The organism is Actinomyces sp. W5033, assembly GCF_051303165.1.
Genome location: NZ_JBPPGD010000005.1, coordinates 72,882 through 96,662, shown reverse-complemented (window position 1 = coordinate 96,662; position 23,781 = coordinate 72,882). Strand labels below are relative to the sequence as shown.

Below are 23,781 nucleotides of genomic sequence, written 5' to 3'. Positions count from 1 at the left end.
TGAGGTAAAGGAAAGAGTGGACCCGAGAAAAAGGGGCGTGGTGGGGGAGGGGACCCACTCCTCAGGGGCTGCCGGACCGTAGTCCGGACTGCTCTCCGGGCTCGGTCCCGAGCCGCGGTCAGGGCCGCGGTCCCGCTCAGGCTCCGAGCCCGGCTACGAGCCGCGTCACTCCTCGCGCTGGAAGGACATGGTGGCGGCGTAGGTCTTCTCGGAGGGCCACCGGCTCGTGACCGCCTTGGCCCGCGTGTAGAAGCGCACGCCCTCGGGGCCGTGGATGTGGTGGTCGCCCAGCAGCGACTCCTTCCAGCCGCCGAAGGAGTAGTAGGCCACCGGAGTCGGGATCGGCACGTTGACCCCGACCATGCCCGCCTCGACGTCGAGGGTGAAGCGGCGCGCCACACTGCCGTCGTTGGTGAAGATCGCCGAGCCGTTGCCGAACTCGGAGGCGTTGACGATGGCGATGGCCTGCTCATAGCTGTCCGCGTGGACGATGGTGAGCACCGGGCCGAAGACCTCCTCGCGGTACAGGCGGGAGGTCACCGGGACGTTGTCAACGATCGTCGGCCCCACGAAGTGGCCCTTCTCTTGCCCGGGGACGACGAGGCCGCGCCCGTCGAGGACGACCTCGCCACCGTCAGCCTCACCCTCGGTGACCAGCGCGATGATGCGCTCCTTGGAGGCGGCGTCGATGACCGGTCCCATCTCCACGCCCTCGTCCATGCCGTAGCCCACCTTGATCCTCTCGGCGTGGGCCTTGACCTTGCGGGCGAGCTCGGGGCCGCAGCCGCCCACCGCGACGACCACCGGCAGGGCCATGCAGCGCTCGCCCGCGGCTCCGAAGGCCGCGGCGGACAGGTGCTGGGCGGCGAAGTCGAGGTCGCAGTCGGGCATGACGATGGCGTGGTTGTTCGCCCCGCCCAGCGCCTGGACGCGCTTGCCGTGGGTGACACCGGTGTCCTGGACGATGTGCGCCACCGGGGTCGAGCCGACGAAGGAGATGGCGTCGATGCCGGGGTGCTCGAGGATGCCCGAGACGATGGAGCGGTTGCCGGAGACGACGTTGAAGACGCCGTCGGGCAGGCCCGCCTCCTTGTAGAGGCGGGCGGTGAGCAGCATGGCCGAGGGCGTGGCGGAGGCCGGCTTCATCACCACGGCGTTGCCCGTGGCGATGGCGATGGGGTGCATCCACATCGGCACCATGGCAGGGAAGTTGAAGGGGCAGATGCCGCCGACGACGCCGACCGGATGGCGCAGGGTGTGGATGTCCACGCCGGTGGAGATGTCCGAGGATCACTCGCCCTTGAGGGCCACGTTGATGGAGGTGGCGAAGTCGAGGGTCTCGCGCCCGCGCTGGATCTCACCGATGGCGTCGGAGTAGTTCTTGCCGTGCTCGGCGACGATGAGGCGGGCCATCTCGTCCTGGTGGTCGAGAACGAGCTGGCGCATCCTGAACATGATGGCGGTGCGCTTGGCCAGGGAGACCTTGGCCCACGCCTTCTGGGCCCGGCGGGCGACGGCGACGGCGTGGTCGAGGTCCTCGGGTGAGGCCTGGAGCAGCTCGGCCTCCACCTCACCGGTGCCAGGGTTCTCAACGGGGAAGCGGCCCACCGGGCTGCCCTCGTACTCCTGGCCGTCAATCCAGTGCGGGATCGTCTTCATCGTTGATGACTCCTGAGTCTCACGGGCCCTCGGGCGCCCGCGCCGGGACGCGGTGCGCCCGGGCCGCGACGCTCGGGCGAGGCGCCCTGGTCGTAGGTCACACCCTACGGCCCGCACCTCCCCCGATCAAGCGATATGTCCGCACAAAATGCCTGGGGCGAAGTGCTCATGGGCGCCCACCCGCGCCTTGCCTCGCGGCACGGCAGTGGGGGGGGCAGAACCCAAAGTGGCGGTCACCCCCCCAACCCCTGGTGAGGGCCCCCTTCTTTTTGTTTGGGGGCGGGGAGGGGGGGTCTACACCTTGGTGTTTGCGCCCCCCACCACGACCCGTGCGGCGCGCCCCGAGGGGACGCCGTCGTCACAGGTAGTGACGCTGCGGCCTGCGGTCCTCGAGGTAGCGCTCGTAGGCCTGCTGCGTGGACTCCAGGCGGGACACGCCCGAGACCGGCACGTCCCACCACGAGGAGCCAGGCGGGTTGGGCCCCATGAGGTCCGTCTCGATGTGGATCATCGAGGCGCGGTCGTCGGCGTGCGCCTGGGCGTAGGCCTCGCGGAACTCCTCAATGGAGGACACCCGGTAGACCTTGAGGCCCCAGGACTCGGCGTTCGTGGCGATGTCCACGCCCTCGATCCTGTCGGTGTCCGCCAGGTGGCTGCCCGTCCCGCGCTGACGGTACTTCGTGCCGAAGCGCTGCGAGCCGCGCGACTCCGACAGCGCCCCGATGGAGGCGAAGCCGTAGTTCTGTAGGAGGACGTAGATGACCTTGACACCCTCCTGTACCACAGTGGCCAGCTCCATGGGCAGCATCTGGTAGGTGCCGTCTCCGACGATGGACACGACCTCCGACTGCGGGCGGGCGAGCTTGCAGCCCAGACCCGCGGGGACCTCGTAGCCCATGCAGGAGAAGGCGTACTCGACGTGGTACTGGACGGGCGTGCGCGCCTGCCACAGCGCCTGGAGGTCGCCGGGCATGGAGCCAGCGGCGTTGATGACGATGTCCTCGTCTCCCATCATCTCGTTGAGGGCCCCGAAGACCTCGGTCTGGGCCGGCAACGGGCCGTGGCCCAGGTGGTAGCACTCGCGGGTGCGCTCGTGCCAGGAGGCGCGCTCGGCAGCGACCTCGGCGGTGTACTCCTCGCTCACGTGGTAGCCGTCAAGCGCCTCGGTGAGGGCCACGAGGGCCTCGCGGGCGTCGGCGACGACCATCTCGGCCGACTCCTTGGCCGCGTCGAAGGCGCAGACGTTGATGTTGACGAAGGCGACGTCGGGGTTCTTGAACTGGGTCTTGGAGGCCGTGGTGAAGTCCGAGTAACGGGTGCCCACACCGATGACGAGGTCCGCCTTGTCCGCGATGTGGTTGCCGGAGTCCCCGCCGGTGGAGCCGACCCCGCCGATGGCGCAGGGGTGGTCGTAGTTGATGGCGCCCTTGCCCGCCTGGGTGTCCACCACGGGGATGCCGGTGGCCGTGGCGAAGGCACGCAGCTCCTCGCTGGCCTCGGAGTAGATGGTGCCACCGCCGGCGATGACCATCGGACGCTTGGCCGCCTTGATGAGGGCGACGGCGCGCGCCAGGGCGGCGGGCTCGACCGGAGGCCGGCGCACGTGCCACACGCGCTTGCGGAAAAGCTCGACCGGCCAGTCGTGCACCTCGGCCTGGACGTCCTGCGGCATCGCGATGACGACGGCCCCGGTCTCAGCCGGGTCGGTGAGCACGCGCATGGCGCACAGCAGGGAGGGGATGAGCTGCTCGGGACGGTTGATGCGGTCGAAGAAGCGCGAGACGGGGCGGAAGGCGTCGTTGACGGTGATATCGAGCGTCGTCGGGTCCTCCAGCTGCTGGAGCACCGGGTCCGGCACGCGGGTGGCGAACTGGTCCGAGGGGAACAGGAGCACCGGGACGCGGTTGGTGGTGGCCAGGGCGGCGCCGGTGACCATGTTGAGCGAACCCGGGCCGATGGAGGCCGTGGTCATCCAGGTGGACAGGCGGTTCCTGACCTTGGCGAAGGCGGCGGAGGCGTGGACGGCGCTCTGCTCGTTGCGGGCCATGATGTAGGGCATCTCGCCCTCGCCCTCGTCCGGGGCGATCTCGTTCTGGAGGAGCGCCTGGCCCAGGCCGGCGACGTTGCCGTGCCCGAAGATGCCGAAGGCGCCCTCAATGAGCCGATGCTCGACGCCGTCGCGCTCGGAGTACTGGTTGGTGAGGAACCGGATCGTCGCCTGGGCGACGGTCAGGCGGATGGTGCCCGCGTAGGCTTCGTTGCTCACGAGTGTCTTCTCTCTGCGTGGGTGTGGTCGGGGGCGGTTGCCGGGCCCTCGGGGGCCTCACGCGGTGGCGCCTTGCGTCAGTACGCCATGGGCAGGCGCGGGTCGGGCAGCTGACCCTCCCAGCTCTGCCGGATCCAGTGGTGGGACGGGTCGTCGGGGGCGAGCCACACGAGGTCGGTCTGCGGCCCGGCCATGACGTTGAGGTAGTACATGTCGTAGCCAGGGGCAGCCACGCAGGGCCCGTGGTAGCCGTGGGGCACGAGGACGACGTCGCCGTCGTGGACCTCGAGGCACAGGTTGATGGGCTTGTCCGGCGTCGAGCCGTAGGTGCGGTGCAGGCCGAAGCCCGGCTCACCGGAGGGCGAGGTGGCGATCTCGAAGTAGTAGATCTCCTCGAGCTCGCGCTCGTCGTCGGTGTTCTCCTCGTGCTTGTGCGCCGGGTAGGAGGACCAGTTGCCGCCCGGGGTGATGACCTCGGTGACGAGCAGGTGGGAGGTCTCCACACCGTTGTTGAGGGCGTAGTTGGTCACCTGGCGTGAGCAGTCGCCCGCGCCGCGGATCCCGGTCACGGCCTGCTCACGGCCCAGGTGGCGCACGGGCAGGTCCTTCTCGGCGACGGCGCTGGGGAAGGCGAAGCGCCCGCCCTGCTGCGAGTTCACGGTCAGGCTCATCGAGCGCGGCACGTAGAGGTAGTCCGTGATCTGCTCCAGCACGCCGGTGCGGCCCAGGAGCTCGTAGGTGCGTCCGTCGACCTCGACGCTGCAGCTGCCCACGAGGGGCAGGACGAGCAGCTCGCTGTCGCCGGTCTCAAGGGTCACCGAGGCGCCGGGGGCGAGGACCGCCACCCGCAGGCCGCTAAAGCCCCAGCCGGCGTCGGCGGGCGTGATGTCGACGGTGAGGCAGTCGTGCCCGGTGCTGCCGGCCGGCACGTGGTGGTCGAGTGTCATGAGAGCAGTCCTACGGTCTGGTCAACGGCCCCGGCGACGTCGTCGTCGGGCGGGAAGAGCAGGGACCGGCCGATGACCAGCCCCTTGACGGTGGGCAGTGCCAGGGCCCTGGCCCAGGTCTCGCGCGCAGCCTCGGCGTCCTCGCTCACTGCCCCACCGAGGATGAGGGCGGGCAGGGTGGAGGCCTCCATGACGCGCTCCATGTCCGCCACGGCCGGGAGCTTGAGCCACGTGTAGGCGCTCGTGCGCCCCAGGCCGGAGGCGATGTGCATGGAGGCGATGACGGCCTCGGGGCTGAGGTCGTTGACGACGCGGCCCTTGCTCCAGGTGGAGATGAAGGGCTCGACCATGGCCATGACCCTGCGCTCGGCGAGCTTGTTGACGGCCTTGGCGCAGGCGGCGAGAGTGTCGGCGGTGCGGGGGTCCTCGTAGTTGATCCGCAGCAGCATCTTGCCGCCGTCGAGACCGGCGTCAACCACGCCGCGCGCGTCGTAGCCGGTCATGCGGTCGTCCATCTCGAAGGTGGCGCCCGCCAGACCACCGCGGTTCATCGAGCCGTAGACGAGCTTGCCGTCCAGGACGCCCAGGAGCGCGAGGTCCTCGATGAGGTCGGCGGTGCCCAGGAAGCCGTTGACGCCGGGGCGTGAGAGCGCCTCGACGCAGCGCGCGAGGGTGTCCTCACGCGAGGCCATCGCGAGGGGGTCGTTGCCGGCCGCGAGCGCGCCCCGGGCGGGGTGGTCGCAGGCGATGATCATGAGCTTGCCGTCACCCTCGGGCAGCGTGCCGCGGGGGCGGGCAGCCAGAACCTCGGCGATGCGGCCGGGGGCGTGGGCGCGGATGTCAATGACCCGGTCGGTCAGGGGGGTGGAACTCATGGCGGCTCACAGGTCCTTCACGTTCGGGGCGATCTCGTCGCGGTAGGTGCGCATCTCGGCCAGGAGCTCGGGCTCAGTCGGCATGGCGGTGGAGCACTCGAGGCGGGCGCAGACGATGGCGCCGGCCGTGGAGGCCGCGTAGATGGTCTTCTCCAGGGACCAGCCCGACAGCAGGCCGTGGCACACGGCCCCGCCGAAGGCGTCGCCGGCGCCCAGCCCGTTGAGGGTGGTGGCAGGGGTGACGGGCAGCTCGACGCGCTCGGTGCGGGTCTTGGCGAGGGTGCCGTGCAGCCCCTGCTTGACGATGGCGATCTCGACGCCGGCCTCGAGGAGGGCGTCGGCGGCCCGCTCAGGCTCAGTCTCCCCGACGGCGACGCGGCACTCCTCCCGGTTGCCGATGGCGACGGTGACCTGGGGCAAGATCTCACTGACGCGGCGGTGAGCCTCCTGCTCGTCCTTCCAGAAGTTGGCGCGGTAGTCGAGGTCCACGATGGTGAAGGGCTTGCGGGCGCGCTCCGCCAGCGCGGCGTGGTGGGCCTCGCGCGAGGGGTCCTTGCTCAGCCCGGTGGCGGAGATCCAGAAGATGCGGGCGTCGCGCACCGCGTCCATGGGGATGTCGTCAACCGTGAGCTCCAGGTCCGGGGCGGAGGGCTCGCGGTAGAAGTACAGGGGGAAGTTGTTGGGCGGGAAGATCTCGCAGAAGGTGAGCGGGGTGTTGAAGTCGGGCTTGGTGACGACGTAGTCGTCGTAGACGCCCAGCTGGCGCATCTCACGGCACACGAAGCGGCCGAAGGGGTCGTTGCCGACGCCGGTGACGACGGCGGAGCGGTGCCGGTAGCGGGCGGCGGCGACGGCGACATTCGTCGGGCTGCCGCCCAGGAACTTGCCGAAGGTCTCGACGTCCTCGAGGCCGACGCCGGTCTGCAGGGGGTAGACGTCGATGCCGCATCGACCGATGGTGAGGACGTCGAGCAGCGGGGTGGTGGAGGCGGTCATCGTGGGGTCCCTTCCACGTCGTCGGGGCGGGTCTGTCAGGGGGGCCGTGGCGGCCCTCACGGTGACGAGGGTGCCTCACCGACAACCAACCGTCAAGCCTTTGTCCGAACATTCTCATCTGGCCGCCCGTACGGGGAGCCCTTGCGACGCCTCACCACCCGCGGCCGGGCCGCCTCCCCGTGGAGCGCGAGCGCGCCCGATATCATGGGCGGGAACGCTCCACGACGAATCGACAGCAGTCTCGACCATGGCCGACTCCATCGCTCACCACTCCTCCACGTCCCAGCCGTACCGGCTCGACGTGACGATCGACCGCTCCAGCCCGACGCCGCTGCACGTGCAGATCTCGTCCCCGCTCGCCGAGCTCATCCTCGACGGCACGCTGGAGCCCGGCACCCGGCTTGAGGACGAGGTCTCCATGGCCAAGCGTCTCAAGGTCTCGCGCCCCACCGCCCGCCAGGCCCTGCAGCACCTCGTCGACCGCGGCCTGCTGTCACGGCGCCGCGGGGCAGGCACCGTGGTCACCTCCCCGCACGTGCACCGCCCCATGCAGCTGTCGAGCCTGCTGTCGGACCTCACCAACGCGGGCCACGAGGTCGAGACCCAGGTCCTGTCCTACGAGCGCGCGCCGGCAACCCCCGAGCAGGCCGCCTTCCTGGAGGTCGAGCCGGGGACCGAGGCGGTCGTCATCGAGCGGCTGCGGCTGGCCGACGGCGAGCCCATCGCCCTCATGCGCAACCTCCTGCCCGCCGACCTGTCCCCCACGCGCGAGGACCTGGAGACCACCGGCCTGTACGACTACCTCCGCGAGCACGACACCATCCCGGTCACGGCCACCCAGACCATCGGCGCCCGCAACGCGACGACGAAGGAGGCCCAGACCCTCTCCGAGAGCCGCCGCGCCGCCCTGCTGACGATGACGCGCACCGCCTACGACGCCGACGGGCGGGTCATCGAGTACGGCACGCACATCTACCGCGCCTCGCGCTACTCCTTCGAGACGACGCTCTTCACGGGCTGAGCCCACCCACCACCCCAGCACACTTTGTCCATACATTTGCTTGACAGCGGCGCAGCGATCCCGTTCAATGGGGGCACGGGCCGAGCGGCGACGGCGCCACCTGCAACCCCACCATCGCCTACACCTGCATCAACCAGAAGAAGGAGCGCTGGCTGCCGCGTATCGCCGAGCTCGCCGAGGAGATGCCCGAGGCCAGCGAGTCCGAGATCGGCTGGCAGGTGGTGCGCGAGCTGTCCATCGAGGGTGCCAAGCTCTACGAGGACATCTTCGAGGAGCACCACGGACGCAACGGCCGCCTGTCCGTCCAGACCGACCCGCGCCTGGCCCGCAGCGCCAAGGCCCTGGCCGACCAGGCCGAGGAGTTCTCCCGGCTCGCCAAGAACATCATCGTCAAGATCCCGGCCACCAAGACCGGCATCGAGGCCATCGAGGACGCCACCTACCGGGGCGTGTCCATCAACGTCACGGTCTCCTTCACCGTGGCCCAGGCCGTCGCCGCCGGCGAGGCCATCGAGCGCGGCCTCAAGCGCCGCGAGGCCGAGGGCAAGGACGTCGCCACCATGGGGCCGGTGGTCACCCTCATGGGCGGGCGCCTGGACGACTGGCTCAAGATCGTCGCCTCCCGCGACCAGCTCTTCATCGACCCGGGCGTCTTCGAGTGGGCCGGCGTGGCCGCCCTCAAGCGCGCCTACCGCGAGTTCCAGGACCGCGGCCTGCGCGCCCGCGTGCTGTCCGCCGCCTTCCGCAACGTCATGCACTGGTCCGAGCTCGTCGGTGGCGACCTCGTCGTCTCCCCGCCCTTCGCCTGGCAGAAGCGCATCAACAACTCCGGATACAAGGTCGAGGCGAGGATCGACCGCCCTGTGGACAAGAGGATCCTGGACGCGCTCATGGGCGTGCCGGAGTTCGTGCGCGCCTACGAGCCCGACGGCCTGACGGTCGATGAGTTCGAGTCCTTCGGCGCCACCCGCCGCACCCTGCGCGGCTTCATGCAGGCCGACGCCGACCTCGACGCCCTCGTGCGCGACGTCATCATGCCCCAGCCCTGAGGCGCGGGCCGCCAGCACACACCCCCGACACGCAAGGACGCGTTCACATGCTCAACATCGCCATCATCGGTGCCGGCCGCATCGGCCACGTCCACGCCCGGACCGTCGCAGCCCACCCCCAGGCACGTCTCGCCCTCGTCTGCGACCCCATCGGCAGCGCCGCCCAGGACCTCGCCGCCGAGCACGGCGCCCGCTCCTGCAAGGACGCCGAGGAGGTCTTCAACGACCCGCAGGTCGACGCCGTCGTCATCGGCTCCCCGACCCCGCTGCACATCCCGCACCTGCTCGCCGCCGCCAAGGCGGGCAAGGCGGTCCTGTGCGAGAAGCCCATCGCCCTGGACATGAAGGACGTCGAGGCCGCCAAGGCCGAGCTCGACGCCGTCACGACCCCGGTGATGTTCGGCTTCAACCGCCGCTTCGACCCCAGCTTCGCCGCCGTGCACCAGGCCGTGGCCGCCGGCCGCATCGGCGACCTGGAGCAGCTGACGATCATCTCGCGCGACCCCGCCGCCCCGCCGGTGGAGTACGTCAAGGTCTCCGGCGGCATCTTCCGCGACATGACGATCCACGACTTCGACACGGCCCGCTTCTTCCTTGGTGACATCGTCGAGGTCCACGCCGTCGGGCAGAACCTCGACGAGGCCATCAAGGAGGTCGGCGACTTCGACGCCGCCGTCGTCACCCTGCGGGCGGCCTCCGGCGCGGTCGCCACGATCATCAACAACCGCCACTGCGCCGCCGGCTACGACCAGCGCCTGGAGGCCTCCGGTCGCGACGGCGCGCTGCTGGCCGAGAACGTGCGTGCGACGACGGTGCGCCTGTCCAACGCCGAGGTCACGGACGCCCAGGAGCCCTACCTCGACTTCTTCCTTGAGCGCTACGCCGATGCCTACCGCATCGAGCTGTCCGCCTTCATCGAGGCCGTCGAGAGGGGCACCCCCACCCCGACGACCATCGACGACGCCGTGGCCGCCCTGCGCATCGCCGAGGCGGCCACCGAGTCCGCCCGCACGGGAGCGGTGATCACGCTCGGCTGAGCACGGGAGGACCGGGCCGTGGCGATCTCCCCTCGTGGGGCCGCCACGGCCCGGTCCGCGCTTGCTCCTCAGGCAGTCGAGCCGCGCACGACCAGCTGTGGCAGGACGATGAAGGCCGAGGCGCCGTCGGCCCGCTCCTCGCGGCGCGCACCCGGTGGCAGCCCGGTGACGGGGGGCTCGGTGGCACAGGCCAGGCGGCTGGCCAGGTGGCGCACAGCCAGCTCGGTGATGACATCGACCTCCTGGCGCACCGTGGTGAGGTCGATGGCGCTGAGGCCGGCGGTCGCGATGCCGTCGAAGCCCGCGACGGCGACGTCCTCGGGCACGCGAAGCCCCCGCCTGCGCAGCTCGAGGATGGCACCGATGGCCACGTGGTCGTTGAAGCACAGCAGGGCCTGCGGCAGGCCGGCGTGCTGGACCAGCCCCGTCACTGCCGCGATGCCGGCGGCCTCGTCGTCACCGCCGGGCACGACCCGCCCGGTGGCGCCCGCCGCGCGCAGCGCCCGGCGGAAGGCGGCGACGCGCAGCCCCGAGGAGGGCGCGTCGGCCCCGTCGACGTAGACCAGGCAGCTGCGGCCTGCTGACACCAGGTGGTCGACGAGCGCGGTGACACCGTGGGCGTCGTCCGAGCGCACGATGTCCACACCCGGGGCCCGGGACTCACGGCACAGGGCGAGAAGGGGGATCCCGTCAGAGGCCCGCATGAGCTCGGTGGTGCTGATACGCGAGTCAACGACGACGATGCCCTCGCAGCGCTCGCGCACCAGCTCCTCGACGCCCTGGCGCTCGCCGTGCCTGGGGGTGGCGGCAGCGAGGCTGAGCACGTGTCCATGGCGGGCCGCGGCGGCGTAGAGACCGTCCACGAGGGCCACCTGGAAGGCCTGGCTGGGCAGGTAGCTGACCCCGATGACCCCGGTGTGCCGGGCCCGCAGGAGACGTGCCGCGGGGTCCGCGACGTAGCCGAGCTCGCGGGCGATGGCCAGGATCTCGGCCCGTGTGGCCTCGGAGACGCCGGGACCACCGTTGAGGGCGGCGGAGACCGTCGAGATCGAGCGGCCGGCGCGGCGCGCCACGGTCGAGATCGTCACACGCCCCCGGGAGCCCACCGCCGCCGTCCTCCACGTCACTTAGTCCTCGTGCGCCGGCGCGGGCCGGCACGAGCATCGTGCCACGTGCGCCCGGGGCGCGCCCACACGGCGGGTGGGGTGCGGTTTGAGCCCACCTCCCACGTCTTGACATACGTGGGAGGTGGGGAGAGACTTTCCACACGCGATTAACGCGCGTTAATCACGTGTCACCCACGTCACCGAGGACAGGACACCACCATGACCACCACCGCACCCCTGGCTGTCGCCGTCATCGGCGCCGGCATGGCCGGCACCACCCACGCCAACGCCTGGAGGCAGGTCGGCACCGTCTTCGACCTTGGCCTGCCCAAGGTCCGCCTGGCCGCCATCGCCGACGCCTACGAGCCCTTCGCCACGGACGCCGCCGAGCGCTACGGCTACGAGAAGGCCGTCACCGACTGGCGTGACATCGCCGACGGCCCGAGCATCGACATCGTCTCCATCGTCGTCGGCAACGCCCTGCACCGCGAGATCGCCGAGTCCATGATCCGCGCCGGCAAGCACGTCCTGTGCGAGAAGCCCCTGGCCGACACTCTCGACAACGCCAAGGCCATGGCCGAGGCCGAGGCCGCCAGCCCCGGCGTCGTCACCTCCACCGGCTTCACCTACCGCCGTAACGCCGCCGTCGCCGAGATCAAGAAGCTCGTCGAGACCGGCCACCTGGGCGAGATCAGCCACATCAACGCCCGCTACTGGTGCGACTACGGCTGCGACCCGAGCACACCGATGGCCTGGCGCTACTCCGGCCCCATGGGCTCGGGCGCCCTGGGCGACGTCGGCTCCCACCTCATCGACACCGCCGAGACGATCTGCGGCTCTCTCGTCGCCGTCTCCGGAGGGGCCCTGGCCACGCTCATCACCCAGCGTCCCGTCGCCGCCGGCCACGTCACCCGCGGCACCGCCCTCGACGTCTCCGACGCTGAGATGGCCGAGGTCACCAACGACGACGTCGCCACCTTCACCGGACACTTCGCCAACGGGGCCATCGGCTCCTTCTCCGCCTCGCGCATCGCGTGGAACATGCCCAACGCCATGATGATCGACGTCCACGGCTCACGCGGCCGCGCCTACTGGGACCTCGCCCGCACCGGGGAGATCCTCCTCGACGACGCCAGCGCCCCCGCCGGCCTGGCCGGCCCCCGGCAGGTCCTCGTCAACCCCACCTTCCCTTACTTCGCGCGCGGCTCCTCCATGGCCTTCGGCGGCGTCGGCGCCACCCAGATCGAGCAGTTCACCTACCAGGCCTACGCCTTCCTCCAGCAGGTCGCCGGCGTGAGTGAGGAGGAGTCCCTCCCGCGCTGCGCCACCTTCGCCGACGGCTACCGCGAGATGCGCATCGCCGCCGCGGTCGCCGAGTCCGCCGCCAAGGGCGGCGCCACCGTGGACGTGTCCTGCTTCTGAGCCCCGTCCTTCACACCCACCCGCCACACCACAGGAGACACCACCATGGCACTGACCTACGGCGCCTACACCGCCTGCCTCGGCGACCAGAGCCTGCCCCAGGCCCTCGACACCCTCAAGGCTGCCGGCCTGACCGGCGCCGAGGTCAACGTCGGCGGCTTCATCCCCTCGCCCCACTGCCCCGTCGACTCCCTGCTCGCCTCTGCCACTGCCCGCGAGGACTACCTGGGAGTCTTCCAGGACAAGGGCATGGTCCTGTCCGGCCTCAACACCTCCGGCAACCCCACCTCCCCGCTGCCCCACGAGGGCCTCAAGCACGCCGAGGACATCCGCAAGGCGATCGAGCTCGCCGGCCTGCTCGGCGTCAAGGAGATCGTCACGATGTCCGGCACGCCCGGCACCGACCCGACGGCGAGGTACCCCACCTGGGTCGTCAATCCCTGGAACGGCATCGACATGGAGATCCTCGACTACCAGTGGAGCGTCGTCGTGCCCTTCTTCAAGGAGATCGACGCCCTCGCCCGCGACAACGACGTCAAGGTCTGCCTCGAGCTGCACCCGCGCAACCTCGTCTTCAACGTCCCCTCCTTCGAGCGCCTCGTGGAGGAGACCGGCGCGACCAACATCCGCGTCAACATGGACCCCTCCCACCTGTTCTGGCAGCAGATGGACCCCATCGCCGCCACCAAGCGCCTGGGCAGCCTCATCGGCCACGTCCACGCCAAGGACACGAAGATCTTCCCGGGCGTCGCCTACCGCGGCGTGCTCGACACCGACTTCGGCCACGTCCCGGCCGAGGCCGAGGGCAAGGTCCCGGTGGCCTACGGCTACTGGTGCAACGCCTGGCCCCAGGACCCCGCCTGGCGCTTCGTCGTCTTCGGCCTGGGCCACGACACCGCCTACTGGACCGAGTTCCTCGCGGCGATCGCGCAGGCCGACCCTGACATGAACGTCAACATCGAGCACGAGGACGCCGAGTACGGCAACGTCGAGGGCCTGACCATCTCCGCCACCAACCTGCTGGCGGCCGCCGCCGGCCTGTGAGCCGCCCGCCCCGGCCGGCCAGCAGCTGAAGCCGGCCAGCAGCTGAAGTCGGCAAGCCGGGCCCCGGTGCCCTGAGGACGTCTCCCACGAGCGACCTCAGGGCACCGTCGCGCGGGGCCGGAGGCGGCCACCGCGGCGCCCCGCGCTCCCAGCGGGAGCGCGGGGCGCCTAGACGCGCGAGGAGCGCCGCACCGCCAGCACCGGGGGCACCGTGACGTTGCGGGCTCCGCCGACCTCGCCGTCCCCCTCGCGGCCCGAGCGCTCGCACACGAAGCGCACCGCGTCACGGGCCATGGCCTCCACCGGCTGCTCGACGCTCGTGAGTGAGAACTCCTCCCGGCTGGCCAGGTAGGTGTCGTCGTAGGACACCAGAGGCGCACCGCCCGACGGGTCCGGCCCCCGCTGGCTGGCGCGGATGACGCTGAGCGCGTCCAGGGCGACGACGTCGTTGTGCGCCACAACCCCCGGCGCGCCGGCGCGCACGAGCTGGTCGCGCAGGCCGGGCACGCCCGAGGCGCCGTCCACCACCGTGTCCAGCCGCAAGCCCAGCTGCCGGGCGGCGGCCGCGAGCGCCTGGCCGCGCTCGGTGGCGTTGGGGTCCTGCCCGGGGTCGGGGCACACGTACACCAGGCGCTCGGCACCGGCCTGCACCAGGTGCGAGATGACGTCGTGCGCAGCAGCCCTCTCGTCCAGGCGGATGGTGTCCACGCGCCCACCCGGGCCGGCCCGTCCGATGAGGCAGACCGGGCACACCTCGCCCAGCTCGCGCAGCTCCTCGTCCGCCAGCGCGGGCGAGACCAGTACGAGGCCCTCGACCCTGAGGGCCAGCAGGGCGTCCACCGGCCCGCGCGCGGCCCGGGCCCCGGCGCCGACGGTCACCAGCAGCGTCATGCCCCGCTGCGCCACGGCCTCCTGCAGCGCGTGGGCGACGAAGTCGAAGAAAGGGTTGCGCAGGTCCGGCAGGAGGAGCCCGATGAGCCCCGAGCGCCCCGACGCCAGGGAGGCCGCGGTCGCGTTGAGGCGGTAGCCCAGCTCCTGTGCCGCCGCGAGGATCCGCTCGCGGGTGGAGGCGGCCACACTCGGTGACCCGTTGAGCGCCAGGGACACCAGGCCCCGCGAGACGCCGGCCGCGCGTGCCACGTCCGCCTGCGTCACCATGTGTCCCATCATTGCCCCCTCGCGTCGGCCACCGGGCCACGGACGGTCGCCCGGTGGCACGGTATCCCAGCCGGCCGCAGTGGCTGTGCGCGTTCCCACACCCGCCCACCTCCTCGGTTTGCGCTCGAACCTACGGGGTTCTCCCAGGGAGTTCGCGCGCAAACCGAGGAGGTGGGGGAAGGCACGGCGTACCGCTGTGCGCGTCCCCACACCCGACGTCGGACATCGGGCGGGTCTTTGGTCGCACACGGCCCGTGTTTGGAGGCAGAATCACTGTGGAGCGACGACCCGACCAGGCCGCCCTGCTCAACAACGAGGAACTGCAAAGGAAAGCTCAACGTGGCGCGCAGCATCTACATCGCCTCACCCACTGCCGGGACCGGCAAGTCCACGATCACTCTCGGGCTCATCTCGTCGCTGACGAAGGTCGTCGCAAAGGTCGGCGTCTTCCGTCCCTTCGTCATCTCGCGCGATGACGACCCCACCCTCGACCTGCTGCTGGCCCGCTCCGGCTCCACGACGCCGCCCGCGCAGGCCACGGGCGTGACCTGGGACGAGTTCCACGCCGACCCGGAGGAGGCCCTGTCGCGCATCGTTGACGCCTACCGGGCCGTCGCCCGCGAGCACGACGTCGTCGTCATCGACGGCTCCGACGGCGAGGACCCGGCCGGCGCCCCCAGGCTGTCGCTGACCGCCCGTGTCGCCGCCAACATGGGCGTGCCCGTCATGCTCGTCGTCTCCGGCGCCCAGAGCCCCGAGGACGTGCGATCCTCCGTGGAGGTGGCCATCGCCGAGATCGCCGAGAACCACGCCCGTACGGTCGCCGTCGTCGCCAACCGCTGCGAGCCGGCCACGCGCAGCGCCGTCGCGGAGGCCCTCGCCGGGGTCCCCGGGGTCATCTCGACGACGATGCCCGAGGTGGCGCTGCTGTCGGCCCCCACCGTGCGGGAGATCTCCGAGGCCCTGGGCGGCACGCTCATCCTCGGTGACGAGGCGCTGATGGACCGCGAGGCGGAGGGCGTGCTCATCGCCGCCATGGACGTCTCGCACATCATGGACCGCCTCGCCGAGGGCCAGGCCGTCATCGTCCCGGCGGACCGCTCCGCCGTCGTCGTCTCACTGGCGGCCGCCCACGCCTCGGCGGGCTTCCCCGCCCTGGCCGCCCTTATCCTCAACGGCGGCTTCACCCCCGCCCCCTACACCCTGTCGCTCATGAAGGGCCTGGACCAGGCTCTTCCGGTCATCACGACCTGTCTGGACACCTACGAGGCCGCCCAGGCGGCGGGTGCGGTTGCCGGGAACCTGGGCAGGGCCTCGCAGCGCAAGATCGACGTCGCCGTCACCACCTTCGAGCAGGAGACCAACGTCGAGGCCCTGCTGGCCGCCCTCGAGGTGGAGCCCAGCGAGGTGGTCACCCCCGTGATGTTCCAGGCGGAGCTCGTCGAGCGCGCCCGGTCGCAGCGGCGCACCATCGTCCTGCCCGAGCCCGATGACGACCGCATCCTGCACGCCACCGACGCCATCCTGCGCCGCGGCATCGCCGACATCGTCCTCCTGGGCGAAGAGGCCATCGTGCGCTCGCGCGCCGCCGAGCTGGGCCTGGACGTGTCCGCCGCGCGCGTGGTCGCCACTGACGACCCCGCGCTGTTGGACAAGTACGCCGCCGAGTTCGCCCGCCTGCGCGCCAAGAAGGGCGTGACCCTCGAGCAGGCTCGCGAGAAGGTCCAGGACGTGTCCTACTTCGGCACGATGATGGTCCACATGGGTGACGCCGACGGCATGGTCTCCGGCGCGGCCCACACGACCGCTCACACGATCGTGCCCTCCTTCCAGATCATCAAGACCCGCCCGGGTACCTCCATCGTCTCCTCCGTGTTCCTCATGCTCCTGCAGGACCGCGTGCTCGTCTACGGCGACTGCGCCGTCAACCCCGAGCCCACCGCCGAGGAGCTGGCGGACATCGCGATCTCCTCGGCGCAGACGGCCCGCCAGTTCGGCGTCGAGCCGCGCGTGGCCATGCTGTCCTTCTCCACCGGCGACTCCGGCAAGGGCGCGGACGTGGACAAGGTCCGTCAGGCCACCGAGCTCGTGCGCGCCAAGGCCCCCGAGCTCGCCGTCGAGGGCCCCATCCAGTACGACGCCGCCATCGACCCGACCGTGGCCGCGAAGAAGGCTCCGGGCTCGGCCGTGGCCGGTCGCGCGAACGTCTTCATCTTCCCGGACCTGTCCAGCGGCAACATCGGTTACAAGGCCGTGCAGCGCTCCTCGGGCGCCGTTGCCATCGGCCCGGTCCTGCAGGGCCTCAACAAGCCCGTCAACGACCTGTCGCGCGGCGCACTGGTCGAGGACATCGTCAACACCGTCGCCATCACGGCCGTCCAGGCCCAGGGCTGAGGCGCGCGGGGCGCCGTCGGCCGTGCCCGACGGCGCCCCGTCGCCTGTCCCGCCGCCCCTGCCCCGTCCCCCTCCCCCGACCGACGCTCTCGTAGAAAGACCCTCATGACCTCGCGCACCGTCCTCGTCATCAACTCAGGCTCCTCCTCCATCAAGTACCAGCTGGTCGATCCCGACTCCGGTGCGGCGCTGGCCTCCGGCCTCGTCGAGCGCATCGGCGACGTCCAGGGCGCGATCATCCACAAGGTGGACGGCGCCAAGCACGTCGTCGAGGAGCCGGTGCCGGACCATGGCTTCGGCCTGTCCGAGGTCCTGCGGCTCTTCGACGAGCACGGCCCCCGCCTGGCCGAGGCCAACATCGTGGCGGTGGGGCACCGCGTGGTCCAGGGCGGCAAGTTCTTCAACGGCCCGGCCCTGCTCACCGACGAGGTCGTCGCCACCATCGAGGAGCTCGTGCCGCTGGGCCCGCTGCACAACCCGGCGCACCTCAAGGGCATCGAGGTGGCCCGCCAGCTCATGAGCGACATCCCCCAGGTCGCGGTCTTCGACACCGCCTTCTTCCAGGACCTGCCGGAGGAGGCTGCCCGCTACGGCCTCAACCGCGAGGTCGCTGACCGCTACTCCATCCGCCGCTACGGCGCCCACGGCACCAGCCACCAGTACGTCTCGGGGGAGATCTCCAAGCGCCTGGGCCGTGACGACCTCAAGCAGATCGTCCTGCACCTGGGCAACGGCGCCTCCGTGTCCGCCGTCGTCGGTGCCCACGCGGTGGAGACCTCGATGGGCCTGACGCCCCTGGAGGGCCTGGTCATGGGCGGACGAACCGGGGACATCGACCCCGCGGCCGTCTTCCACCTCGTGCGTGTGGCGGGCATGTCCATCGACGAGATCGACCACCTGTTCAACCGCGAGTCCGGCATGAAGGGCCTGACCGGAGAGTCCGACATGCGTGAGGTCACCCGCATGATGGACGAGGGCAACCAGGACGCCATCGACGCGATGAACATCTACCTGCACCGCCTGACCAAGTACGTGGGCGCCTACACGGCGGTCATGGGCGGTCTGGACGCCCTCACCTTCACCGCCGGCATCGGCGAGAACGACGCCCGTCTGCGCGCCGCTCTGTGCGAGCGCCTGGCCTACCTGGGCATCAGGATCGACGCCGAGGCCAACGAGCGCCGCTCGGACGAGCCGGTGACGATCTCGACGCCGGAGTCCTCCGTCGTCGTCACGGTGCTGCCGACGAACGAGGAGCTGGCCATCGCGCGCCAGGCGCTGAGCCTCATCTGAGCCCGCCGGCCTGGGCCGGCTGCACGAGCGGCGCCGTCCGTCCCCGGTGGGGCGGGCGGCGCCGCTCGTGCTGTCACCGGTCCGGCAGGACATCGGATCCACCCTTCACATGGTCGCGTGGTCCATACGCGTTGGCTGAGCTGACGGATGATGATGACGTAATTGGCCGGGCTGAACGCGACTGTCGTGGCCGGTGCTTGGCGCTGGTCACCGAGTGAGGCCCCGTCCGCCTGGTGGTGACCTACCTGGAGCAGGAGGCCTTGACAGCGTCCCCGCTGACGAAGAGGTTGTTCAGATCCAGGACGCTCATCTTGTCTTAGACCTGAAGGCGCGCCTGCCCCGTGGTGACGAGGACCCCGCCACCGATCGGCTCTTCGCGGCGTCTGCGCAGGGTGGTGGCTAAGCAAGTGAGTGCCACGACCTTGAGGTGGGCAACACTCGGCGTGAGGACCTGGACGAGCTCATCGAGCACGATCCTGCCAGGCGCTCAAGGCAGGTGGAGCCAGACGGGTGGGTGACGACCGCCGGACCAGGCACCCACCTCACGGCGCAGCCTCTAAGCGTGGCCCTAGTATTGAGGAATGGAGTTCTCAGAGGACCAGGCGGTAGCTCGCGCTGCACACGAGCGCGCAGTTCGAGCGAGACACGAGCGGAAGCTGAAGGAGGACTGGGAAACCAGCCGAGAATTCATATCCAGATTCGCTCAGTTCCTCAAGAAGTACGGCTATGAGCCCGTCCCGGTCTTCGTCGCCGACCACTATCACCGTCCTCTTCTGTTCTTCAGTGGACGCTTGCATTTCAAGCAGGTGGGAATGGGGTGGGCGCTCCGTAGCCTGGACGATGGGCCTGTTAATCCCCACGCAATCTTGGATTCTGGGTCGGCCTACCGGAGCGCAGTGCTTCGCGACGCTTCCGCCCCCGAGTCGACACGCCACTGGTGCTACGGTAACGTCCCCAGGGACCTACCCCGTTCAGGTTATTTCATCACCGTCGATCTGTTGCCGAACAGGAAAGATCGGACTCCCACTTCACAATCCCCACTGTCCCCCGCAGACTCATTCGATCTTGAGCGCATCATGAAGAGGCTGAACAACATGTCAGCATCTATTGTAAACGGCCGACAGGATCTGCCCGGAAATATTGACACTTTTGTTTAGGGTCCATCTTCTACAGGAGAAGACGTCACTGACGAAGGATCTGTAGCGGCGGGGATTATGCCGCTTGTGGCACTGGTTGCCACAGGTGTATCGAAGCACGCAAGGCGGAACATGGGCCCGTCGGCCCCGTGACGGACCCCGGGTCGTCCGCGGGTGTCACATGACCATCCATGTCCACCTGACCCGCGTCATCGGGACCAGGCTGTGCGTCAGCGCATACCGGGCCGCACCCACGAGGCCTACCCCACAGCAATCACCCACGTTCACGTGGGCTCAGAAGAGTGTGCCGTCGGCCTCCTGCTGGGCACGCAGGCGGGCGCGGCGCTCAGCGGTGGCCCCGGGCACGACCTCGCCCTGCGGGGCGGGTACGGCGGCCCGCTCGTACGTGGCCAGGGTGGCTGCGCTGTCGGCCGGCTCGAGCAGGCCGTCCGGCTGGGCCGGGGCCGGCCCCCCGTGCGTCCACCCCGGTCCCGTGGGCACCGCTGTGCCGCGCTGGTAGGCGGTGGCGGCGGCGCGGGCGCAGTCGTCGGCCCGCTCGTTGGCCGGGTGCCCGGCGTGGCCCTTGACCCACTCGAAACGCACCTGGCGGCCGGCCAACGCGGCGTCGAGGGCCTTCATGAGGTCGTCGTTGAGGACCGGCTTGCCGTCGGCCTTGCGCCAGCCGCGCCGCTTCCACCCCGGCATCCACTTGGTGAGGGAGTTGATGACGTACTGGGAGTCGGCCTGGATGAGCAGGTCCTGGCCCGTGTGCGCGGTGGCGCGCAGCAGCTCAAGGACGGCGGTGAGCTCGCCCCGGTTGTTGGTGGACTCCGGCCAGCCGCCGGCGGCCCAGCAGGACTCGTCCACGTACCAGGCCCAGCCCGCGGGGCCGGGGTTTCCCAGGGCGGAGCCGTCCACCGCAGCGATGATCGTCATGGGTGGGAGCCTACCGGCGGCCCGTACGCCCTCGACCCGGGCCTCAGCCGGCGAGCCCGGGCAGGAGCCGGGTCAGGCCGGCCGCCAGCATGCCCACCGCGATCGCCGCGAGGATCATCCCCATGAGCCGGGTCATGATCGTGCGCAGCGTGAGCGACATGTGCCGACCGATGGTGGCCGAGAAGTGCAGCACGATGCCCAGTGCCCCCAGGACCAGGACGAGAGCGAGCACGACGGCGGCGAACCCCTCCACGCCGTCGGCCTGGGAGAACAGGACAATGATGGTGGTGATGGTCCCGGGGCCGACGATCATGGGGAAGGCCATGGGGTAGAAGGCGACGTCATTAGCCGCGGCGTGCTCGACGGCGTGGGTCTTCTCCGTCTTGCTGCCCTCGTGCGCGCTTGAGCCGTGCCCGCTGAGCATGCCCAGCGCGATGGTGAGCAGGACCAGCCCCCCGGCGACCCGGAAGTCGTCGATGCTGATCCCGAAGAAGCGCAGCAGGGCCGAGCCGCTGACCGCGACCACCGCGCACATGAGGGCGCTGGACAGGGTTGTGCGCCAGGCGGTCCGCCGCTGCTGGGAGGGCTCCTGCCCGGCCGTCAGGGACAGGAATATCGGCAGGTTGACGAAGGGGTTCATGATGGCGAAGAACGCCCCCAGGGCCTTGACGAGCAGGGTGAGGTCCATGACGTCATTGTGTCCCACCAACGGCTGTGGGGCGCGCACCCAGCGGTGCGCGCCCCACGTCGCTCAAGCGGGCAGCGTGCCCGCGGTGTCTCAGGCGTCGAGGTCGGTCTCGAGCAGGGCCTTGAGGGCGTCCAGGGCACCCTCGGCGCCCTCGGCGTCGGAGGCGAGGGTGACGACGTCGCCGAAGCCAGCGCCCAGCGTCATGACGCCGAGGATGGAGGAGGCGTCAACGGGAGCCCCGCCCTCCTTGGCGATCGTGACCGGGACGCCCTGCTCGGCGACGGCCTTGACGAAGGTGGCGGCGGGGCGGGCGTGCAGACCGACGCGGGAGGCGATGGTGGCGGTGACCTGTGCCATAAGAGCTCCTTGAGAGTCAGAGTTGGTGCCACGGTCGCGGCACCCGGTCCCGTGCCCCTGGCGGGTGCGGGCGGCGGGTCCGAACGTGGTCACCCTACCGGACGGTTGCACCTGTGCGGGAGCCAGGAAGCGCGGTGTGCGTCAACGGGTCGGCGTGGCGGAGTAGGGCGCCAGGACCACCTCGACCCGCTGGAGCTCCTTGACGTCGGAGTAGCCCGTCGTGGCGAGCGTGCGGCGCAGGGCGCCGACGATGTTGAGGGTGCCGTCGGCGCGGTCCGAGGGGCCGTTGAGGATCTCCTCGAGGGAGCCGACCGTGCCCACCCAGGAGCGGTAGCCTCGGGGCAGGCGCTCGTGGTGGGCCTCGTCGCCCCAGTGGTAGCCCCCGCCGGGCGCCTCCGCAGCGCGGGCGAGGGCAGCGCCGAGCATGACGGCGTCGGCACCGCAGGCGATGGCCTTGACGACGTCGCCGGAGTTGCCCACCGAGCCGTCGGCAATGACGTGGACGTAGCGCCCCGCGGACTCGTCCAGGAAGTCGCGGCGCGCGGCGGCGACGTCCGCCACGGCGGTGGCCATGGGCATGTGAAGCCCCAGGACCTGACGCACCGAGGAGGTGGCCCCTCCACCCTGGCCGACGAGGACGGCGGCGGCGCCGGTGCGCATGAGGTGCAGGGCCGCGGTGTAGGTGGTCACGCCCCCGACGATGACGGGCACGTCGAGCTCGTAGATGAAGCGCTTGAGGTTGAGCGGCTCGACCGTGCCGGAGACGTGCTCGGCGGAGACGGCTGCCCCGCGGATGACGAAGAGGTCAACGCCCGCCTCGACGACGGTGCGCCAGTGCCGCTGGGTCTGGGCGGGGCTCAGGCGCCCGGCGACGACGACGCCGGCCTGGCGGACCTCGGTGAGGCGGGCGGTGATGAGCTCGGGGCGGATGGGGGCGCGGTAGACCTCCTGCATCACCCGGGTCGCCTCACCGGGTCCCGCCCGGCGGATGCGGTCGTAGGCCTCGGAGGGGTCCTCGTAGCGGGTCCACAGGCCCTCGAGGTCGAGCACGCCGACGCCGCCGAGCCTGCCGACGAGGACGGCGGTCTCGGGGCTGGTGACCGAGTCCATGGGGGCGGCCATGACCGGCAGGTCGAGGTGGTAGGCGTCGAGCTGCCAGCCCACGCGCACGTCCTGGGTGTCGCGGGTGCGCCTGGCGGGCACGAGCGCGATGTCGTCGAAGGAGTAGGCCCGGCGAGCGCGCTTGGAGCGCCCGATCTCGATCTCACCGCTCATGGGTCGATGGTAGGCCAGGCGGCTTTGGCGGACCCGGACGGCAGTCCCGGCCCCCGGGGCGCGGGGCTCCCCGCGTCGAAGGCGCGACGCTGGCGGGCCCCGCCGTCGGACACCGCTGGCGGGCACCGGAATGGGTGTCGGAGCCCGCTGCCATACTCGGCCCATGACCACACGCGACTCCCGTCCCGCCGCTGCCGGCTGGGCCGCCGGCCCCCTGCTCGGCTTCGACACCGAGACCACCGGGGTGGACCCGTTCTCCGACCGCCTCGTCACCGCGGCCCTCGTCTCGCGCGGGCCGCGTGGCGCGGACGGTTCCCGCGGCCAGCAGGTGCGCACCTGGCTGGCGGATCCGGGCGTCGAGATCCCCCCGGCGGCGGCGGCCGTGCACGGAATCACCACCGAGCGGGCGCGGGCCGAGGGGCGGCCTGCGGCCGAGGTGTTGGAGGAGGTCGCCGCTGCCCTGGCCGCGGCGATGGCCCAGGGCACCCCGGTGGTCGTCTTCAACGCCTCCTTCGACCTCACCCTCATGGAGTCCGAGCTCTCCCGCCACGGCCTGGCGCCCCTGTCGGAGCGTCTGGGCCGTGTCCCCGCGCCCGTCCTCGACCCCCTCGTGCTCGACCGGGCAGCGGACCGCTGGCGCAAGGGCAAGCGGCGCCTGTCCGACATGTGCTCCGTCTACGGCGTGCGGGTCGATGAGGCCCTGCACACGGCCGAGGTGGACGTCGCGGCCACCCTCGACGTCCTGGAGGCCATCGCCCGCGTCCACCCGACCATCGGGCACACGGACCTGGCCGCCCTGCAGGTCCTCCAGGTGGATGCGCACCGGGCCTGGGCCGAGTCCCTCAACCGGTGGCTCGCCCGCCAGGGCCGCACCCCGGACGCAGACCCCGGCTGGCCGCTGGCCGCCCAGGGGTGACGGGGAGCAGGCCGCGAGCGCGACAGAGACGAGTCACACATCACACAAGTGCGCGTCGAACATTTACGTCAGGACAGTCTGCCAGTATGGTTGCCCTCCATCACGTCCTTCCGCACACACCGTACCGAGCCATCCAAAAGCAGGTCATAGGGCAGATGAGCGCAACAGCCCCAATCGTATCGACGGACCCTCAAGAGCTCCCCAGGAAA

General features: G+C 70.8%; 17 protein-coding genes and 2 pseudogenes. 8 read left to right on the top strand and 11 right to left on the bottom strand.

Translation table 11 applies throughout. The features are described 5' to 3' along the window. Positions 1-165: 165 nt before the first annotated feature. The 5 genes and pseudogenes from ACSJJR_RS04790 to iolC form a co-directional block, all read right to left on the bottom strand. Positions 166-1,659 (bottom strand): annotated as a pseudogene (locus ACSJJR_RS04790) (CoA-acylating methylmalonate-semialdehyde dehydrogenase). Positions 1,660-2,017: 358 nt separating this feature from the next. Further along, positions 2,018-3,925: a 3D-(3,5/4)-trihydroxycyclohexane-1,2-dione acylhydrolase (decyclizing) gene (gene iolD, locus ACSJJR_RS04785; RefSeq protein ID WP_435942343.1), complete on the bottom strand. Its 1,908-nt coding sequence runs from the start codon at positions 3,923-3,925 to the stop codon at positions 2,018-2,020. 77 nt (positions 3,926-4,002) lie between these two features. Continuing rightward, on the bottom strand, positions 4,003-4,872 hold the full coding sequence (gene iolB, locus ACSJJR_RS04780; RefSeq protein ID WP_435942342.1) for a 5-deoxy-glucuronate isomerase: 870 nt from the start codon (positions 4,870-4,872) through the stop codon (positions 4,003-4,005). Next, entirely contained in the window at positions 4,869-5,747 is an 879-nt protein-coding gene (locus ACSJJR_RS04775; protein ID WP_435942341.1) for a Cgl0159 family (beta/alpha)8-fold protein, read from the bottom strand. The genes iolB and ACSJJR_RS04775 overlap by 4 nt, the downstream gene beginning before the upstream one ends. A gap of 6 nt (positions 5,748-5,753) precedes the next feature. Further along, on the bottom strand, positions 5,754-6,743 hold the full coding sequence (iolC, locus tag ACSJJR_RS04770) for a 5-dehydro-2-deoxygluconokinase (protein ID WP_435942340.1): 990 nt from the start codon (positions 6,741-6,743) through the stop codon (positions 5,754-5,756). 247 nt (positions 6,744-6,990) lie between these two features. Here iolC and ACSJJR_RS04765 point away from each other — a divergent pair, with 247 nt between their 5' ends. The 3 genes and pseudogenes from ACSJJR_RS04765 (at position 6,991) to iolG (ending at position 9,850) form a co-directional block, all read left to right on the top strand. Beyond that, on the top strand, positions 6,991-7,764 hold the full coding sequence (locus ACSJJR_RS04765; RefSeq protein WP_435942339.1) for a GntR family transcriptional regulator: 774 nt from the start codon (positions 6,991-6,993) through the stop codon (positions 7,762-7,764). Between the two features lie 86 nt (positions 7,765-7,850). Beyond that, a pseudogene (locus ACSJJR_RS04760) lies at positions 7,851-8,813 on the top strand (transaldolase family protein); the annotation flags it as partial. 47 nt (positions 8,814-8,860) lie between these two features. Beyond that, entirely contained in the window at positions 8,861-9,850 is a 990-nt protein-coding gene (gene iolG / locus ACSJJR_RS04755) for an inositol 2-dehydrogenase (RefSeq protein ID WP_435942338.1), read from the top strand. Positions 9,851-9,918: 68 nt separating this feature from the next. Here the strand turns inward: iolG and ACSJJR_RS04750 are convergent, their stop codons facing one another. Continuing rightward, positions 9,919-10,938: a LacI family DNA-binding transcriptional regulator gene (locus tag ACSJJR_RS04750; protein WP_435942337.1), complete on the bottom strand. Its 1,020-nt coding sequence runs from the start codon at positions 10,936-10,938 to the stop codon at positions 9,919-9,921. A gap of 237 nt (positions 10,939-11,175) precedes the next feature. Between ACSJJR_RS04750 and ACSJJR_RS04745 the strand changes: the two genes are divergently transcribed. Both ACSJJR_RS04745 and ACSJJR_RS04740 read left to right on the top strand, forming a co-directional pair. Continuing rightward, positions 11,176-12,378: a Gfo/Idh/MocA family protein gene (locus tag ACSJJR_RS04745; RefSeq protein WP_435942336.1), complete on the top strand. Its 1,203-nt coding sequence runs from the start codon at positions 11,176-11,178 to the stop codon at positions 12,376-12,378. 45 nt (positions 12,379-12,423) lie between these two features. Then, positions 12,424-13,422, top strand: a complete 999-nt coding sequence (locus ACSJJR_RS04740; protein WP_435942335.1) for a sugar phosphate isomerase/epimerase family protein — start codon at positions 12,424-12,426, stop codon at positions 13,420-13,422. Between the two features lie 168 nt (positions 13,423-13,590). On the opposite strand, the gene ACSJJR_RS04735 is transcribed toward ACSJJR_RS04740, so the two are convergent. Continuing rightward, a complete protein-coding gene (locus tag ACSJJR_RS04735) occupies positions 13,591-14,580 on the bottom strand; it encodes a LacI family DNA-binding transcriptional regulator (protein WP_435942334.1) in 990 nt (329 codons plus the stop codon). Between the two features lie 339 nt (positions 14,581-14,919). Here ACSJJR_RS04735 and pta point away from each other — a divergent pair, with 339 nt between their 5' ends. Together pta and ACSJJR_RS04725 are read left to right on the top strand one after the other, a co-directional pair. Continuing rightward, entirely contained in the window at positions 14,920-16,974 is a 2,055-nt protein-coding gene (gene pta, locus ACSJJR_RS04730) for a phosphate acetyltransferase (protein ID WP_435942333.1), read from the top strand. Positions 16,975-17,079: 105 nt separating this feature from the next. Next, positions 17,080-18,264, top strand: a complete 1,185-nt coding sequence (locus ACSJJR_RS04725) for an acetate/propionate family kinase (protein WP_435942332.1) — start codon at positions 17,080-17,082, stop codon at positions 18,262-18,264. Positions 18,265-19,694: 1,430 nt separating this feature from the next. On the opposite strand, the gene ACSJJR_RS04720 is transcribed toward ACSJJR_RS04725, so the two are convergent. From ACSJJR_RS04720 to ACSJJR_RS04705, 4 genes are all read right to left on the bottom strand, one after another. Then, complete coding sequence (locus ACSJJR_RS04720) at positions 19,695-20,336, bottom strand: ribonuclease H family protein (protein ID WP_435942331.1); 642 nt, start codon at positions 20,334-20,336, stop codon at positions 19,695-19,697. Between the two features lie 43 nt (positions 20,337-20,379). Beyond that, positions 20,380-21,024, bottom strand: a complete 645-nt coding sequence (locus ACSJJR_RS04715; RefSeq protein ID WP_435942330.1) for a MarC family protein — start codon at positions 21,022-21,024, stop codon at positions 20,380-20,382. A 90-nt stretch (positions 21,025-21,114) separates the two neighbouring features. After that, positions 21,115-21,381, bottom strand: coding sequence for an HPr family phosphocarrier protein (locus tag ACSJJR_RS04710; protein WP_435942329.1), 267 nt, complete (start codon positions 21,379-21,381; stop codon positions 21,115-21,117). Positions 21,382-21,522: 141 nt separating this feature from the next. Further along, a complete protein-coding gene (locus tag ACSJJR_RS04705) occupies positions 21,523-22,656 on the bottom strand; it encodes a GuaB3 family IMP dehydrogenase-related protein (RefSeq protein WP_435942328.1) in 1,134 nt (377 codons plus the stop codon). 163 nt (positions 22,657-22,819) lie between these two features. Between ACSJJR_RS04705 and ACSJJR_RS04700 the strand changes: the two genes are divergently transcribed. Further along, positions 22,820-23,572 carry an exonuclease domain-containing protein gene (locus ACSJJR_RS04700; RefSeq protein ID WP_435942327.1) on the top strand — a complete coding sequence of 251 codons (753 nt, stop codon included), beginning with the start codon at positions 22,820-22,822 and terminating at the stop codon, positions 23,570-23,572. Positions 23,573-23,781 lie beyond the last annotated feature (209 nt).